Source organism: Comamonas sp. w2-DMI (assembly GCF_040187735.1).
In the GTDB taxonomy this organism is placed as follows: domain Bacteria; phylum Pseudomonadota; class Gammaproteobacteria; order Burkholderiales; family Burkholderiaceae_C; genus Comamonas; species Comamonas terrae.
On record NZ_JBANEL010000026.1, the window covers coordinates 26017 to 40820 of the forward strand.

The window sequence follows — 14804 nt, forward strand, 5'->3', positions numbered from 1 at the left end:
AGAACTACGTTTGAGAGGAATTTGCAATGACCACACTGCGCAAGCGTGCCCTGATCAAGATGATCGGCCTGTCGGCCGTTTCGCTGGCTGCCCTGACGGCTTGCGGCAAGAAGGACGAGGCCCCGGCTGCACCTGCTGCAGCGCCTGCCGCCCAGGCCCCGGCCGCCGACAAGCTCAAGATCGGCTTCATGTACGTGAGCCCCATCGGCGACGGCGGCTGGACCTTCCAGCATGAGCTGGCACGCAAGGCGATCCAGGAAAAGTTCGGCGACAAGATCGAGACCTCGATGGTGGAAAGCGTGCCCGAGAGCGCCGATGCCGAGCGCGTGATGCGCGACATGGCCGGCCAGGGCAACAAGCTGATCTTCGCGACCAGCTTCGGCTACCAGGAGTTCGTGCAGAAGGTCGCAGCCGACCTCAAGGACGTGAAGTTCGAGCATGCCACCGGCTACAAGATGGGCGACAACGTCGCCATCTACGACTCCAAGACCTTTGAGGGCGCCTACCTGGCCGGCATCGTGGCTGGCGGCATGACCAAGACCAAGACCGTCGGCGTGGTGGCCTCGGTGCCCATCCCTGAAGTGGTGCGCAACATCAACAGCTTCGTGCTGGGCGCCCAGAGCGTGGACCCCTCGATCAAGGCCAAGGTGGTCTGGGTCAACGAATGGTTTGCGCCTCCCAAGGAATCCGAAGCCGCGACCAGCCTGATCAACGGCGGCGTGGACGTGATGTACCAGAACACCAACTCGCCCGCCGTGCTCAAGACCGCGGAAGAGCGCGGTGCGCGCGCCTTCGGCAAGGATGGCGACATGAGCGCCTTCGCGCCCAAGGCCCACCTGGGCTCGGCCGTCATCAACTGGACGCCTTACTACACCAAGGTGGTCGAAGACACGCTGGCCGGCAAGTGGCAAGGCGGCTCCTACTGGTGGGGCGTGAAGGAAGGCGCGATGGATCTGGTGAAGATCGCCGACGACGTGCCCCAGGAGATCAAGGACAAGGTCGAGAAGGCCAAGGCCGGCCTGAAGGACGGCAGCTTCGCGGTCTGGACCGGCCCGATCAAGGACAACACGGGCAAGGAGGTGCTGCCCGCCGGCCAGGTGGCCGACGAGCCTTTCCTCAAGGGCATCAACTTCTATGTGAACGGCATCGAAGGCTCCGTGCCCGGCGCCAAGTAAAAAACAGGAGCGCTTGGCGCTCCATTCAAGGCCCTCAGGGGCCTTTTTGCTGGGTATTGCGTCATGTCCAGTGCTTGTCGCTTTGTGGCAAACCATTGGTTACATCGGCCGATTTCTGCCTATATTGGCAGGCCACGGACCGCTCCGTTTCGGCGGAGCGGACTCCGGCGATGGCCTGGTTCTTGCATGCTGTTCTTCGCCTTCAAGGCATTTGCGTATTTCAACGATTCCAAAGGAAACCGAAATGACTGACTTCCACAAGCGTTCGCTGCTCAAGGTGGCTGCACTGTCGGCCGTGGCCACCGCGGCCCTGGTGGGCTGCGGCAAGAAGGAGGAGGCGAGCGCACCGGCCGCCGCTCCGGCACCGGCGCCTGCAGCGGCTGCTCCCGCTGCCGCCGAGCCGCTCAAGATCGGCTTCGCCTATGTGGGCCCTGTGGGCGACGGCGGCTATTCCTTTGCGCACGACCAGGCCCGCAAGGCGCTGGAGAAGGAATACGGCGACAAGATCAAGACCACCTATGTGGAAAGCGTGCCCGAAGGGGCTGATGCGGAGCGCGTGCTGCGCGACCTGGCCACGCAGGGCAACAAGCTGATCTTCGGCACGACCTTCGGCTACATGGACACCATCCAGAAGCTGGCGCCGGAATTTCCCGACGTGAAGTGGGAACACGCCACCGGCTACAAGACCGCAGCCAATGCCAGCACCTACGATTTCCGCACCTACGAAGGCGCGTATCTCGCAGGCGTGATCGCCGGTGCCATGACCAAGACCAACACCCTGGGCGTGGTGGGCTCGGTGCCGATTCCCGAAGTGCTGCGCAACATCAACAGCTTCACGCTGGGCGCCCAGTCCATGAATCCCAAGATCAAGACCAAGGTGGTCTGGGTCAACGAATGGTTCGCTCCCCCGAAGGAAACCGAAGCCGCCACCAGCCTGATCAACGGCGGTGCCGACATCCTGTTCCAGAACACCGATTCGCCCGCCGTGCTCAAGACCGCCGAGGAAAAGGGCAAGCGCGCCTTCGGCTGGGATTCGGACATGACCAGCTACGGCCCCAAGGCCCACCTGGCATCGGCCATCTTCAACCCCTCGGGCTACTACATCAAGACCACGCGCGAAGTGCTGGACGGCACGTGGAAGAGCCAGCAATCGTGGTGGGGCGTGAAGGAGGACGCCATCGACATCGTCTCCCTGGCGGCCGATGTGCCCGCCGAGGTCAAGGCCAAGGTCGAGGAAGTCAAGAAGGGCCTGAAGGACGGCAGCTTCCAGATCTGGAAGGGCCCGATCGCCAGCTCCGAAGGCAAGGAAGTCGTGGCGGCCGGCCAGGTGGCCGACGACAACTTCCTGCGCGGCATCAACTTCTACGTCAAGGGCGTGGAAGGCAAGGTGCCCGGCGGCCAGTAATCGCGCCACCGTCTGAAAAAGGCCGCCCACGGGCGGCCTTTTTTCGGTTTAGCGTTCACAATGGCACGACTTGCGCAAATCGGATTCAGGCAGCGCGTCCCGCGGGAAGTGCTTCCTGTGCATTCTTGCTTGCGTAAATGCTCAATGACCTTCCCATGATTGAAAAACAACTTTGGCATCCTGTGGCGCAGGCGCAGGATGTGACGAATACTCCTTTGGCCGTGCAGTTGCTGGGGCAGGCCATCGTGCTGTGGCGCAACGAGGACGATGCCGTCCAGGCCTTCGCGGACCGCTGCCCCCACCGTGGTGCGCGCCTGTCCATGGGCCGTGTCGAGAACGGCCGCCTGGAATGCCCGTACCACGGCTGGCAGTTCGCTAGCGGCGGCCGGTGCGTCAAGGTGCCGGCGCTGCCCGAGTTCACGCCGCCGCCCACGCAGTGCGTGAAATCCTTCGAGGTGCAGCAAGCCTATGGCCTGGTCTGGGTGCGCCTGGAGGCCGGGGAGCATCCGCTGCCCGCGTTTGCCGCCGAAGCCGACGAGCACCTGCGCAAGGTCAACTGCGGTCCTTATGACGTGGCCGCGAGTGCGCCGCGCATCATCGAGAACTTCCTGGACATGTCCCACTTCGGCTTCGTGCACGAGGGCTGGCTGGGCAGCCGCGATGCCACGGCCATCGCTCCCTACGCCGTCGAAGCCACGGCCACCGGCGTGCTGGCCACGGGCTGCAAGGCCGTGCAGCCCCAGTCCAACCTGCACTCCACCCAGGCCGCGGAGGTCGAATACAGCTACGAGGTAACGGCGCCGTACACCGCGCTGCTGACCAAGATTCCCGAGGAGGGCTCTTCCAGGCAGGGGTGGCGCGAATCCATTGGCCTGTTCATCTGCCCCGTCACGCCCGAAACCAGCCGCGTCTGGTTCCGCCTGGCCGTGGCAGACTTCGAATCCAGCGACGCGCAGCTGCAGAGCTTCCAGCACACCATCTTCGTGCAGGACCAGCCGGTGCTGGAATCGCAATTGCCCAAGGCTTTGCCGCTGGATCCGCGTGCCGAGATGCATTCGGCCGCGGACCGCATGTCATCCGCCTACCGCCGCTTCCTCAAGGCCCAAGGCATCACGTTTGGAGTCTGCTGATGAAACATTCCGTGCCCCGGATCCATGCTGAACATCTGCCCGCGCTGCTGCGTGCCATGCCCAAGGCCGAGCTGCACATGCATATCGAGGGTTCGCTGGAGCCCGAGCTGATCTTCGCGCTGGCCGAGCGCAACGGTGTACAGCTGCCTTACGCCGACGTGGAGGCGTTGCGCGCGGCCTATGCCTTCACCGACCTGCAGAGCTTTCTGGACATTTATTACGCGGGTGCCAGCGTGCTGCTGCACGAGCAGGACTTCTACGACATGGCGCGCGCCTATCTCAACCGCGCCGTGGCCGACAACGTGGTGCACACGGAAATCTTCTTCGACCCGCAGACGCATACCGCGCGCGGCGTGGGCATGGAGACCGTGATCAACGGCCTTTACCGCGCCTGCCGCGACGCGGAGATCGAGCAGGGCATCTCGGCCTCGCTGATCCTGAGCTTCCTGCGCCACCTGAGCGAGGAAGAGGCGCTGCAGACGCTGGAAGACGCGCTGCCGCTGCGCGACCGCTTCATCGGCGTGGGCCTGGACAGCAGCGAGGTGGGGAATCCGCCCGAGAAGTTCGCGCGCGTGTTCGGGCGCTGCCGGGAACTGGGCCTGCACCTGGTGGCCCATGCGGGCGAGGAAGGGCCGCCGGCCTATATCTGGGGCGCGCTGGACGTGCTGCATGTGGAGCGCATCGACCACGGCGTGCAGGCCGAAAAAGACCCGGTGCTGATGCAGCGGCTGGTCGACGAGCAGATTCCCCTTACGGTCTGCCCGCTGTCCAACCTCAAGCTCTGCGTGGTCGATTCGCTGGCCGCGCACAACCTGCCGCAGTTGCTCAAGGCCGGCCTCAAGGTCACGGTCAATTCGGACGACCCGGCCTACTTCGGCGGCTATGTGAACGAGAACTACCTGCAGCTGTTCGAGGCCACGGGCATGGGCGCCCAGGAGGCCTACCAGCTGGCGCGCAACAGCCTGGAGGCCAGCTTCGTGGCCGCTGCGCAGAAGGAGCAGTGGATCGCATTGCTGGACGAAACGTTCGCGCAGTTCGCGCGCCGGACCGGAGACGCGTGAATCCCTCCCGTCCGGCGGCGGCCGGATGGGCGCTGCCGGCTTCTATGTCTGCGCCAGGGCCTGGCGCAGGCGCTCGGCAAAGCGGTTGAGCACGGGCATGCCGGGCTCCTCGCGCTTCCAGGTCAGCGACAGGCCATCGCCCGCCTTGCGCGGCAGCACATGCAGGTGGAAATGGAACACCGTCTGCCCGCCTGCGGCGCCGTTGGCCTGGAACAGCGTGATGCCCTCGGGCTCCAGCGCCTGGGCCGCTGCGGCGGCGATGCGCCGGGCGGTCTGCATCACGGCGCCGGCTTCCTCGGGCGTGAGTTCCAGCAGATTGGCCGCATGGCGCTTGGAGGCGATCAGCACATGACCTTCGCAGGCCTGGCCTATGTCCATGAAAGCGATGGTCAGCTCGTCCTCATAGACTTTGGCCGACGGAATGTCGCCGTTGACGAGCTTGCAGAAAATGCATTCGCCGGCGGGGGATTCATCCACGAACATGGGCATCGAGGTCTCCTTGCGGTTCTTGAAACGGCCTATCTTATGCGCCGTCGCCCGTGCGCCACTGCCGCCGGCGCTGCAAGGCGGTCTGTCCGGGAAACCGCTTCAGTGTGCAGTCCGCAGGTGCTGCGACACGGCCTGGGCCAGCGCGACCAGCCCGTCGTCGGTCCTGAGCACATTGTCCTGCCGTGTGATGGCCTGCCCGGCCGTGGCCGGACGCGCCCGCGTGTCCGGATAGGTACCGAACTGCACGATGGTCAGTGCGTGGGCCGGGTCCACGAGAATGCGCTGGCCGAAGCGGCCCGATGCGATCACGGCGCCGCGCACTTGGATGGGATGCCACCAGAAGTCGGCATAGCCCGTACCCGAAGGCATGGCCCGGCCCGATTGCCTTACGCGCGCCTGGTTGGCGGTCGACGGCGTGGCAAGAATCCGCTCGATGGCCTGCCTTGCCACGACCTGGCGCCCCTGTGCCTGCCCCTGGTTGCGGATCAGCTCGCCAAAGCGCGCGGCGTCGCGCAGCGTGCTGTGCAGGCCACCCGACGCAAACTCGCTGCCGGCTGCATCAAGCGGGTAGTAGGCCTGGTCCTGTGCGCCCATGGGCTGCCAAACCATGTTTCTGACTAGGTCCGACAGCGACCGGCCTGTCACGCGCTGCAGCGCCCAGGCCACGGCCTCCGTGGAGCCGTTTTGGTAGTAGAAGATGCCGTTAGCGGGCGGCTCCGTGGCCTGGGGCACTTTGAGGAAGCCATGGATGGAGTCCGGCATGCCGCTGCGGGCCGGCAGCAGGCCGGCAGCGGCGAACATGCCAATGTCGGGCGGCAGGGCCTGCGGATACGCCAGGGCCAGCTGCATGTCCATGTTCTGCTGGACCGATGCCTGGCCGAACGGTGAATCACGCAGCTCTGGCACATAGGCGGCCAGCGGGGCATCGAGGTCGATCCTGCCTTGCTGTGCCAGCTGAACGGCGATCAGGCCGACCATGGATTTGGACATGGATGCCCAGCTGTGCACATCGCGCGGCCGCATGCCGTTGAGATAGCGCTCGTAGATGATTTTCCCCTCATGTATGACCAGCAGTCCGTCCACATGGTTTTCGGCCAGATATTGCGCCATGCCGAAGTTCTGCCCGTCCGGGGTTTTGATTGCCAGTTCTCTGTCCTGAATCGGGGTGCCAGAGAAAAGGGGCGAGGCGACCAGTGCATTGGGAATCGTCGAGGTCGGCACGATTTCCCGGGCATTTCTCAGGCCCCAGCGGATATTCTCGGGAAGCAGCCAGTTTTCCCGGGTGATTTTCATCTCGGGATGGAGTGGCCTGCTTCTTTCACTGAATAATGGATTATGGGCTTCTTCAATATCTGAACTGGCTGCGGATGATAATGAGCTGGCGGTCTGGCATCCGCAGACAAATGCCATGCCGGCGGCCGCGAAAATGTATTTTGCGCAGAATAAGGGGCGAGATATGGGCATGATTTTCAATGACGGCAATAATGGTCAGAAGGAGTGGCGAATGCCCGCTGCGATGAACCGCCCCGAGCTGCTGCCGGCGGCCTCGATGGGCACGCCGCCCAGCGCCACGGCCGCGCCGCCCCGGTTGTTGACGCCCAACAGGCGCCCGTACAGTTCCGTGCGCTTGCTCAGCGCATAGTCGTACCCCAGGGTCCAGACGGTCTGGCCGCGGGCGCTGGCCTCGACCCTGCGGTGCGCCACTACGGCCATCAGCCGGGACTGGACGCTCGCCTGCCAGGAGATACCACCGCTTCTCAGCGTGGATTCCCGGGTGGCGCTGTGGTTGGATCCGGATTGAGCGATGTTGGCCGAAAGCATGAGCTCCGGCCTGATCCGGTAATACGCGCTCAGCGCCTGGTATCGCGAAGTGATGGGCGTTGCAAGGGGCTGGTCCGTGCTCGCGGTCCGCACATTCTGGAAGGAGTAGGCCAGATAGAAACTCCTGTCTTTCCAGCCCAGGCTGCCGCCATAGAGGTCGTTGAGCCGCTGGCTGCTGCTGCCCTGTTCGCCGAAGGAATAGGCGAGGATGGCGAAGAAGTTCTGCTCCGGCGGTGTCATGTAGCGGATCATGTTGCTGCCGCGCGAGGCAAAGGCGCGCACGCCCTGCTGGCTGTCTACGATGGAGCGCAGGTTCAGCGGCGAAAAAGTCGCATTGAGCACATAGGGATCGGCCTGGACGATGCCGATGAACATCGGCGTGTACATGCGCCCGAAGTCCACCAGGCCCCAGCGGCTGGTAAGACCTATGCTGGACTGTCGAAGGAAAGCCAGGGAGCCGTCGGGCGCCTCGCCGGACCCGGTATCAGCGCCTATCCCTGCTTCCAGGTCGAAGCGCGCCTTGAGCCCGCCGCCCAGATCCTCCACACCCTGAAAGCCGATGCGTGAACCGGCATTGCCACCTTCATTGAGTTTGGTGATGGATTTCGAGCCGGATTTTCCATAGCCGACATACATATCCATGATTCCATATATCCGGGTCTGGCTGTTCTGAGCCATGGCCGAAAATGAAAACAGAAGCATTGCCAGAAACAGGCGATATTTTCTGTATGTCGAGCTGGTTCGAATCGGGGGACTGGTCCGCATGCTGTTTCCGTCTGGAGGGGAATGCGGAGTATGGAGTTGCTTCTCCATTTATAGAAATACTTTTTATTTATGCGCGGGCATAATTATTTCTGATATTGAGGTTTGGCCGGATATGCAAACCATCGAAGAAATAAACGGATATTCGCATGGAACTTGCGAGCAAATATTTTTTTCTGGAATCAAATAACGAAAAAATATATCCGGGCAATGGGGCGGCAAGGCGCAAACTCCGGTGCTGCGCCGGCCATCCATGTCGTCGGTGCGGGGCAGGGCCGCTTGGGTGGCTGCGCAATGCTTCGTAAACAATAGCGTGCAGCGCCTGATAGCTGCTGTTTCTGATATGCAATGGTTTTGCAATCAAGATATGCCAAGCGCAACAAGCTATGCTTTTTGATGAAGATGCGTCTGTCGGCGCCGCAAGCGGACAGGCGCCACGCCACAATTGCGCCAAACCATATAGCCCTTATAAGGGTCGCCGTGCGCCGTGCGACGGCACCCGCGCGTAAGCTTGTTCCCATGAAAATCTACCGTAGTGCCCTGTTGCGCTTTGCCGATGACGGCCAAGCCGTGTATGACTCCGATGGCCTGCTGGCCGTGGCGCCCGATGCGCAAGGCGTGCAGCGCGTGGTGGCCGCGGGCAGCTGGCAGGCGCTGGCGCCCCAGTACATCGACCGCGAGGGCGTGCAGCGCATCGACCTGCCGGGCCGCCTGCTGGCCCCCGGCTTCGTGGACCTGCATATCCACTATCCGCAGACCGATGTGATCGGCGCGCCCGCGTCCGGCCTGCTACCCTGGCTGGAGAACTACACCTTCCCGCATGAATCGCGTTTTGCGGACCGCGCCTATGCGGACGGCGTGGCGGACTTCTTCATGGACGAGCTGCTGCGCAACGGCGTGACCACGGCGCTGGCCTTTGCCACCTCGCACCCGACCTCGGTGGACGCCATCATGACGGCCGCCCGCCAGCGCGGCATGCGCATGATTGCCGGCAAGGTGCTGCAGGACCGCAACAGCCCCGACGGCGTGCGCGACGATACCGAGCAGGGCCTGATCGACACCGAGACCCTGATCCAGCGCTGGCATGGCGTGGACCGGCTGGGCTATGCCATCACGCCGCGCTTTGCGCCTACCAGCACCGACGCCCAGCTGCGCGGCGCCGGCGAGCTGGCCGCCAGGTATGGCGACGTATGGATCCAGTCCCATGTGGCCGAGAACCTGGACGAAGTCGCCTGGGTCAAGCAGCTGTTTCCCGAGTCACGCAGCTATCTGGCCGTCTACGACGACTTTGGCCTGATGCGCGAGCGCGCTGTTTACGCCCACAGCATCTGGCTCGATGAAACCGACCGCAAGCTCATGCATGACACGCGCTCGGCGGCGGCCATCAGCCCGACCAGCAACCAGTTCCTGGCCAGCGGCTACTTCGACTACATCAAGGCCGACGAGGCCGGCATGCTCTACGGCCTGGCCAGCGACGTGGGCGGCGGCATGAGCTTCTCGCCGTTCCGTACCATGCAGGCCGCCTACGTGGTGGGCCGCGAAAGCCTGGCCAAGCAGGGCCTGAGCCTGGCGCCCGGCCACCTCTGGTGGCAGCACACGGCAGGCGCCGCGCGCGCCCTGGGCCTGCAAGGCGTGATAGGCAATCTGCAGCCGGGCTGCGAGGCCGACTTTGTCGTCATCAATCCGGGCTGCACGCCGCTGCTGGCGCGCAAGACCGGAGAAGCCCGCAATCTGGACGAACTGCTGTTCGCCATGATCATCCTCGGAGATGACCGCCTGATTGAGCAAACCATTGTTTCTCAAGCAAAATAGGAGTCTTGCGCTTGATTCATGAGCGCACGACGCTATGAAAAATCAAGCGATACAGGATTCCCAATGAGCATCAAGAGCGACAAATGGATCCGCCGGATGGCGGAGCAGCACGGCATGATCGATCCCTTCGAGCCCGGTCAGGTGCGCCAGCTCGACGGCAAGAAGATCATCAGCTACGGCACCTCGAGCTACGGCTACGATATCCGCTGCGCACGCGAGTTCAAGGTGTTCACCAACATCCACAGCACGGTGGTGGACCCCAAGAACTTCGACGAGAAGAGCTTTGTGGACTTCGAGGGCGACTACTGCATCATCCCGCCCAACAGCTTCGCGCTGGCCCGCACGGTCGAGTATTTCCGCATTCCGCGCGACGTGCTGACCGTCTGCCTGGGCAAGAGCACCTACGCGCGCTGCGGCATCATCGTCAACGTCACGCCGTTCGAGCCCGAGTGGGAAGGCTATGTGACGCTGGAGTTCTCCAACACCACGCCGCTGCCTGCCAAGATCTACGCGGGCGAAGGCTGCGCCCAGGTGCTGTTCTTCCAGGGCGACGAACAATGCGAGACCAGCTATAAGGACCGCAACGGCAAGTACCAGGGCCAGCATGGCGTGACCCTGCCCAAGACCTGATCGCGGCTTGTCCGCCCGCTGAAGCCCGCGGCCTTTGGTTGCGGGCTTTTTTCATGGCCGCTCAGTCCTGCCAGCGCACGGTGTTGCGGCCGGCGGCCTTGGCTGCATACAAGGCCTCGTCGCTGCGCCGCCGCATGGCGCTGCCGTCGTCGCTGTCCGTGCTGTGCAGGGCGCTGGCGCCGATGCTGATGGTGACGGTGGCGCCATGCTGCATGGGTTTTTCGGCCACCATGGCGCACAGCTGCCGGGCCAGCTCCATGGCTGCTTCGGCCGAGGTGTCGGGCAGCAGCGCCATGAACTCCTCTCCGCCCATGCGGGCCAGTACATCGGATTGGCGCAGGCGCGCGCCCAGCAGCCGGGCGACATGGCGCAGTACCGCATCGCCCATGTCGTGCCCGTAACGGTCGTTGATGGACTTGAAATGGTCGATGTCCACGCTCAGCAGGCACATCGGCCGCTGGCTGCGCCGCGCCAGCGCCAGGGCGAACTGCAGCTGCGATTCGAAGCCGCGCCGGTTGAGCAGGCCGGTGAGCGGATCGCTATGGGCCAGCCGCTGCAGCTCGGCATTGGCCTGCTGCAGCTGCAGCGTGCGCTCGGCCACTTGGGCCTCCATGGCCTCGTTGGCCGCGCGCAGCTTGGCGATGGTGCCGCGCAGCGTCAGCGACAGATGGCGCACTTCGCGGCTGCTGTGCAGCACCGGAATTTCGGCCGGCTGGCCGTTCCTGTCCCGCGCATAGGCGGCGCGCGCGAGCTGCTTCAGGTCCTGGCTCAGCCGCCGGGCCGCCAGCCAGGCAATGCCTGCGGCCAGGAAAGCGGCGGCCAGGCCGGCGGCCACGATCTTGACCATGGCCTGGCGCGCGGGCGCATAGGCTGTGGCCAGCGGTTGGCGGGCCACGATGCGCCAGCCCAGGTCGGATGCCGCGTTGCGCGGCTGCAGTGTCACGGCGGCCGTCAGGAAGCGTTCGTCGCTGTCCTTCCAGCGTGCAATCTCGGCCTGGGCCTGCAGGGCCGCAATGTCGGCTTCGGCCGCATGCAGCTTGAGCGGCAGCTCCTGCCCCAGGCGGGCAAAGGGCTGCATCTGTCCGTTGGGGCCGTAGATGAGCCGGCCGTTGCGGTCGAAGATGAACAGCGAGATCCGGCGTTCCTGCGCATTGCCGGGCAGCAGGCTTTCAATGGTCTCGCGTACCCACCCCCAGCTGCTGTAGACGCCCAGCACGCCGATGATGCGGCCCTGCGGATTGATGGGGGCCGAGAAATCGATGAAGCGGTGAGGCTCGCCGTTGGCGGCAGGCGGCAGCAGCCGGGCCAGATGCGGCGCCTCGTGCACGTCGCTGACGTGCAGGCCCGCAAGCCCGTGCCGGAACCACGATCGGCTCTGTACCTGCTCTCCTGCAAGCTGGCCTTTGGTGGCACTGCGCACCACGCCCTGGATGTCGCTGACGCCGATCCAGGTGCTGAAAGGCAGGGTCGATTGCAGGCGGGTCAGCAGGGCGCTGACGCCGGGCGCGGAGAGGCCTTGTTCCCACAGCTCCCTGGAGCCGGCAAGCACTTGGACGGTGCGTGTGCGGTCGAACAGGCCGTCGGCCAGCAGCCGGGAGGCGTTGGACGCGACGGTATGCAGCGAGGCCGCGGCGTCGCGCTGCATGCGCCAGCGCAGCAGCTCCGCGAAGCCCACCGACATGCAAACGGCCAGCACAACCATCAACGAGCCGAACACGAGAGACAGCTGGGCGCGCAGGCCCAGGCGCTGCCAGCGCGAGGCGGGCTGCGCTGCGAAGGGCTCTGTCTGAGAGGTTTCGGTGGGGGAATTCAATGGAACCTCGCTCTCGTCATGGAAGGATGCGGGGTAATTGCTCCCTGGAAGATAGCATGCCGGATGCTGGCTATGGGCTGGCTGCGGCTTGCCGGCGCGCCATGCGCAGCGCCAGCCGCGTGGCGGCCAGATCCCAGCCGCCCCAGCCGCAGGACTTGAACAGTACCGGCGTCCGGGGGCGCGGCCAGTCCTGGGCCAGGACCGTTTCCAGCGTGGGCAGCCCCTGGACGGCGATGCCGGCCTGCAGCAGGTCGCCTGCTTCATGCCGGGCATCCTGGGTATCCACGACGATGAGGCCCCGGTCCTGCATGTCACGGCACAGCGCGGGTGCCAGCTCCACCATGGCCGGGGTGAAGGCGCCGACCGCGCAGACAAAGGCATCGTCGCGCGGTGCGTCGTGCAGCACCACGGCCTGCGCAGGCGTGCAGGTCACGATGAGCGGGCAGTGGCGTGTGGCCGCAGCCAGGTCGGCGGCCACATGGGCCTGCAGGCCCAGTTGCCGGGCCTGCTCCACCAACTGCTGCGCGCTTTTCTCGCTGCGCGAGGCGATCCAGACTTCGCGGGTGCCCAGGCCGCTGGCAAAGGCCTGCAGGTGGGCGCTGCCCTGCACGCCGGCGCCCACGATGAGCAGCGGCCCGTGGGGATTGGGCGCCAGCCGCCTGGCCGCCAGCAGAGAGACGGCGGCCGTGCGCCGCGCCGTGACAGTGGGGCCGTCCAGGATGAGCCGGCGTTCGCCCGTGGCGACATCGAACACCACGATGTCGCCCTGAATCGTGGGGCGTGCGGTCTGCGCATTGGCCGGCGTGAAGCTGATGAGCTTGGTCATGGCCAGCTGCCCGTCGGTGGCCGGCATGCAGAACAGGGCGCCGTCCCGGGCCAGCGGCATGACGATGCGTGCCGGCACGTGGATGGCGTCCGAGTCGCGCAGCGACAGCAGCAAGGCGGCAATCTCGTCGGCCAGGGCATTCCAGGGCAGCACGGCGGCGGTGGCCCGGGCGTCCAGCGCGTCGGGCATGGGGCTTGGAACATGGGTCATGCCCGCAACTGTACACAGCAGGCCGCCGGCAACCAATGGCGCGCGGCCCGGGAGGCGACTGGCGCAACCGGCTGACATGGCGTGGCGGCAACAGGGCCGTTGGGCGAGCCTGTCCGGCGAGCGACAATAGCGCCTGTCGCATCCAACAGATTTTGCTTTTCATGTTTGGTTCTTCTTCCCGTACCGGGCAACGCAGCGAGCCCACCTGGACCCAGGCGCCGGCCAGCGCCTCGTCCTCCGAGCCCGCATGGCATGACAGCGAGAGCACCCGCGCCGTCAGACAGCCCAGCCGCGTGCAGGGCCAGGCGCAGCGCCAGCCGCCGGGCCGGGGCTGGCTCACGCTGGCGCTGGCGGTGCTGGGGCTGCTGGTGGTGGCCTATCTGCTCATGCGCATGTTCGACGTGGTGCAGGAGCAGGTGGCGCGCAACCATCCGGGGGCCGGGCCGGCCACCATCGGCCTGATGCCGGCCCATGGTGCGGGCCAGTCCGTCAGCGGGCCGGTGAAGTAAAGCGTTATCGCAGGATGGAGAGCACGGTGTCGGCCGTGCTCGGCAATGGAACAACACGGCCCTGGCAACTGCCGGGCTGGTCGGGACAGCAAAGGAGTGCTCGCCATGAGATGGGAAGGAAACCGGGAGTCGGACAATGTGGAGGACCGCCGGGGAGAGGGCGGAGGCGGCGGCTTTCCTATCGGCGGCCGCGGCATCGGCATCGGCACGGTGGTGCTGGCGCTGATCGGCTGGGGCGTGTTCGGCATCAACCCGCTGACCACGATCGGCGTGCTCTCGGGCGGCGGCGCGCCCCAGGTGCAGCAGGCGCCTGCGCACCGGCCGCCGGGCGACGACCAGGGCGCCAAGTTCGTCTCCACCGTACTGGCGTCCACCGAGGATGTGTGGAGCCAGATCTTCAGCCAGGGCGGCTCGCAATACCGCAATCCCAAGCTGGTGCTCTATACGGGCGTCACGCCGACTGCCTGCGGCACGGGCCAGGCGGCCATGGGGCCGTTCTACTGCCCCGGGGACCAGAAGGTCTATCTGGACATGGACTTCTTCAACACCATGAGCCGCCAGTTGGGCGCGCCGGGCGTGTTCGCCCGCGCCTATGTGGTGGCCCACGAAGTCGGACACCATGTGCAGAATCTGCTGGGCATCTCGGGCAAGGTCGACGGTATGCGCGGGCGTATCAGCGAACGCGAACAGAATGCCCTGTCCGTGCGGCTGGAACTGCAGGCCGACTGCTTTGCCGGCATCTGGGCGAACAAATCGCAGCAGGCCAAGAACTGGCTGGATCAGGGCGATATCGAATCCGCGGTCAACGCAGCCCAGCAGATCGGCGACGACAAGCTGCAGCGCGAGTCCACGGGCGTGGTGCGGCCCGACAGCTTCACGCACGGCAGCAGCGCCCAGCGCGTGCGCTGGTTCACCCAGGGCTACAAGACCGGCAGCGTGAAGGCCTGCGACACCTTCTCCGCGCCATCGCTGTAAGGCCGTGCCGTGAAGCGCGGGCGTGTGAGGTTGTCACACGCCTGTCTTGCCTGACAGGCAGCGTGGCGGCAGCGGCGAAATTCCATCGGCCCGCGCCGGGGAATTTCCCTCTTGCTTTCATCCTGTAGCCCTTGGTTTCAGGCAGCCATTGCGCCGGTTTGGCGCAAAAACGCACACAGTGCGACA

14 protein-coding genes are annotated in these 14804 nt (G+C 65.1%); 8 read left to right on the forward strand and 6 right to left on the reverse strand.

Features of this window, described 5'->3' with window-relative positions; all coding sequences use genetic code 11:
- The first annotated feature begins 26 nt into the window (after window positions 1-26).
- The 4 genes from V8Z74_RS21505 to V8Z74_RS21520 all read left to right on the forward strand — a co-directional run bounded on the left by V8Z74_RS21505 (window position 27) and on the right by V8Z74_RS21520 (window position 4771).
- Entirely contained in the window at window positions 27-1175 is a 1149-nt protein-coding gene (locus V8Z74_RS21505) for a BMP family ABC transporter substrate-binding protein (RefSeq protein ID WP_066476957.1), read from the forward strand.
- 244 nt (window positions 1176-1419) lie between these two features.
- Entirely contained in the window at window positions 1420-2580 is a 1161-nt protein-coding gene (locus V8Z74_RS21510) for a BMP family ABC transporter substrate-binding protein (RefSeq protein ID WP_066476954.1), read from the forward strand.
- Window positions 2581-2735: 155 nt separating this feature from the next.
- The gene (locus V8Z74_RS21515) at window positions 2736-3710 is read left to right on the forward strand and encodes an aromatic ring-hydroxylating dioxygenase subunit alpha (RefSeq protein ID WP_349711091.1); all 975 of its coding nucleotides are present in this window, start codon (window positions 2736-2738) and stop codon (window positions 3708-3710) included.
- On the forward strand, window positions 3710-4771 hold the full coding sequence (locus tag V8Z74_RS21520; RefSeq protein ID WP_349711092.1) for an adenosine deaminase: 1062 nt from the start codon (window positions 3710-3712) through the stop codon (window positions 4769-4771). Before V8Z74_RS21515 ends, V8Z74_RS21520 begins: the two co-directional genes overlap by 1 nt.
- Window positions 4772-4813: 42 nt before the next feature.
- Here V8Z74_RS21520 and V8Z74_RS21525 read toward each other — a convergent pair whose 3' ends face one another.
- From V8Z74_RS21525 to V8Z74_RS21540, 4 genes are all read right to left on the reverse strand, one after another.
- On the reverse strand, window positions 4814-5260 hold the full coding sequence (locus V8Z74_RS21525; protein WP_349711093.1) for an HIT family protein: 447 nt from the start codon (window positions 5258-5260) through the stop codon (window positions 4814-4816).
- Window positions 5261-5359: 99 nt separating this feature from the next.
- Window positions 5360-6553, reverse strand: a complete 1194-nt coding sequence (locus V8Z74_RS21530; protein ID WP_349711094.1) for a serine hydrolase domain-containing protein — start codon at window positions 6551-6553, stop codon at window positions 5360-5362.
- Window positions 6554-6748: 195 nt separating this feature from the next.
- The gene (locus V8Z74_RS21535; protein WP_349711096.1) at window positions 6749-7846 is read right to left on the reverse strand and encodes a porin; all 1098 of its coding nucleotides are present in this window, start codon (window positions 7844-7846) and stop codon (window positions 6749-6751) included.
- Window positions 7847-7913: 67 nt separating this feature from the next.
- The gene (locus V8Z74_RS21540; protein WP_349711097.1) at window positions 7914-8297 is read right to left on the reverse strand and encodes a hypothetical protein; all 384 of its coding nucleotides are present in this window, start codon (window positions 8295-8297) and stop codon (window positions 7914-7916) included.
- A gap of 65 nt (window positions 8298-8362) precedes the next feature.
- On the opposite strand from V8Z74_RS21540, the gene guaD reads away from it, so the two are divergent.
- The gene (gene guaD, locus V8Z74_RS21545; RefSeq protein ID WP_066476938.1) at window positions 8363-9655 is read left to right on the forward strand and encodes a guanine deaminase; all 1293 of its coding nucleotides are present in this window, start codon (window positions 8363-8365) and stop codon (window positions 9653-9655) included.
- A gap of 63 nt (window positions 9656-9718) precedes the next feature.
- Entirely contained in the window at window positions 9719-10285 is a 567-nt protein-coding gene (dcd, locus tag V8Z74_RS21550; protein WP_066476934.1) for a dCTP deaminase, read from the forward strand.
- A 61-nt stretch (window positions 10286-10346) separates the two neighbouring features.
- On the opposite strand, the gene V8Z74_RS21555 is transcribed toward dcd, so the two are convergent.
- Together V8Z74_RS21555 and V8Z74_RS21560 are read right to left on the reverse strand one after the other, a co-directional pair.
- Window positions 10347-12098, reverse strand: coding sequence for a sensor domain-containing diguanylate cyclase (locus tag V8Z74_RS21555; protein WP_066476931.1), 1752 nt, complete (start codon window positions 12096-12098; stop codon window positions 10347-10349).
- Between the two features lie 70 nt (window positions 12099-12168).
- Entirely contained in the window at window positions 12169-13134 is a 966-nt protein-coding gene (locus V8Z74_RS21560) for a delta(1)-pyrroline-2-carboxylate reductase family protein (protein ID WP_349711099.1), read from the reverse strand.
- Window positions 13135-13295: 161 nt separating this feature from the next.
- Here V8Z74_RS21560 and V8Z74_RS21565 point away from each other — a divergent pair, with 161 nt between their 5' ends.
- Together V8Z74_RS21565 and ypfJ are read left to right on the forward strand one after the other, a co-directional pair.
- Window positions 13296-13643, forward strand: a complete 348-nt coding sequence (locus V8Z74_RS21565; protein ID WP_066476924.1) for a hypothetical protein — start codon at window positions 13296-13298, stop codon at window positions 13641-13643.
- Window positions 13644-13748: 105 nt separating this feature from the next.
- Window positions 13749-14618: a KPN_02809 family neutral zinc metallopeptidase gene (gene ypfJ, locus V8Z74_RS21570; RefSeq protein ID WP_066476921.1), complete on the forward strand. Its 870-nt coding sequence runs from the start codon at window positions 13749-13751 to the stop codon at window positions 14616-14618.
- Window positions 14619-14804: the final 186 nt, after the last annotated feature.

What these genes read in the sequence shown, in the direction of transcription:
- V8Z74_RS21535 (WP_349711096.1), bottom strand. Translation starts at nt 7,846, where the DNA reads ATGCGGACCAGTCCCCCGATTCGAACCAGCTCGACATACAGAAAATAT.
- V8Z74_RS21505 (WP_066476957.1), top strand. Translation starts at nt 27, where the DNA reads ATGACCACACTGCGCAAGCGTGCCCTGATCAAGATGATCGGCCTGTCG.
- dcd (WP_066476934.1), top strand. Translation starts at nt 9,719, where the DNA reads ATGAGCATCAAGAGCGACAAATGGATCCGCCGGATGGCGGAGCAGCAC.
- V8Z74_RS21515 (WP_349711091.1), top strand. Translation starts at nt 2,736, where the DNA reads ATGATTGAAAAACAACTTTGGCATCCTGTGGCGCAGGCGCAGGATGTG.
- V8Z74_RS21565 (WP_066476924.1), top strand. Translation starts at nt 13,296, where the DNA reads ATGTTTGGTTCTTCTTCCCGTACCGGGCAACGCAGCGAGCCCACCTGG.
- V8Z74_RS21530 (WP_349711094.1), bottom strand. Translation starts at nt 6,553, where the DNA reads ATGAAAATCACCCGGGAAAACTGGCTGCTTCCCGAGAATATCCGCTGG.
- V8Z74_RS21510 (WP_066476954.1), top strand. Translation starts at nt 1,420, where the DNA reads ATGACTGACTTCCACAAGCGTTCGCTGCTCAAGGTGGCTGCACTGTCG.
- V8Z74_RS21560 (WP_349711099.1), bottom strand. Translation starts at nt 13,134, where the DNA reads ATGACCCATGTTCCAAGCCCCATGCCCGACGCGCTGGACGCCCGGGCC.
- guaD (WP_066476938.1), top strand. Translation starts at nt 8,363, where the DNA reads ATGAAAATCTACCGTAGTGCCCTGTTGCGCTTTGCCGATGACGGCCAA.
- V8Z74_RS21520 (WP_349711092.1), top strand. Translation starts at nt 3,710, where the DNA reads ATGAAACATTCCGTGCCCCGGATCCATGCTGAACATCTGCCCGCGCTG.
- V8Z74_RS21525 (WP_349711093.1), bottom strand. Translation starts at nt 5,260, where the DNA reads ATGCCCATGTTCGTGGATGAATCCCCCGCCGGCGAATGCATTTTCTGC.
- ypfJ (WP_066476921.1), top strand. Translation starts at nt 13,749, where the DNA reads ATGAGATGGGAAGGAAACCGGGAGTCGGACAATGTGGAGGACCGCCGG.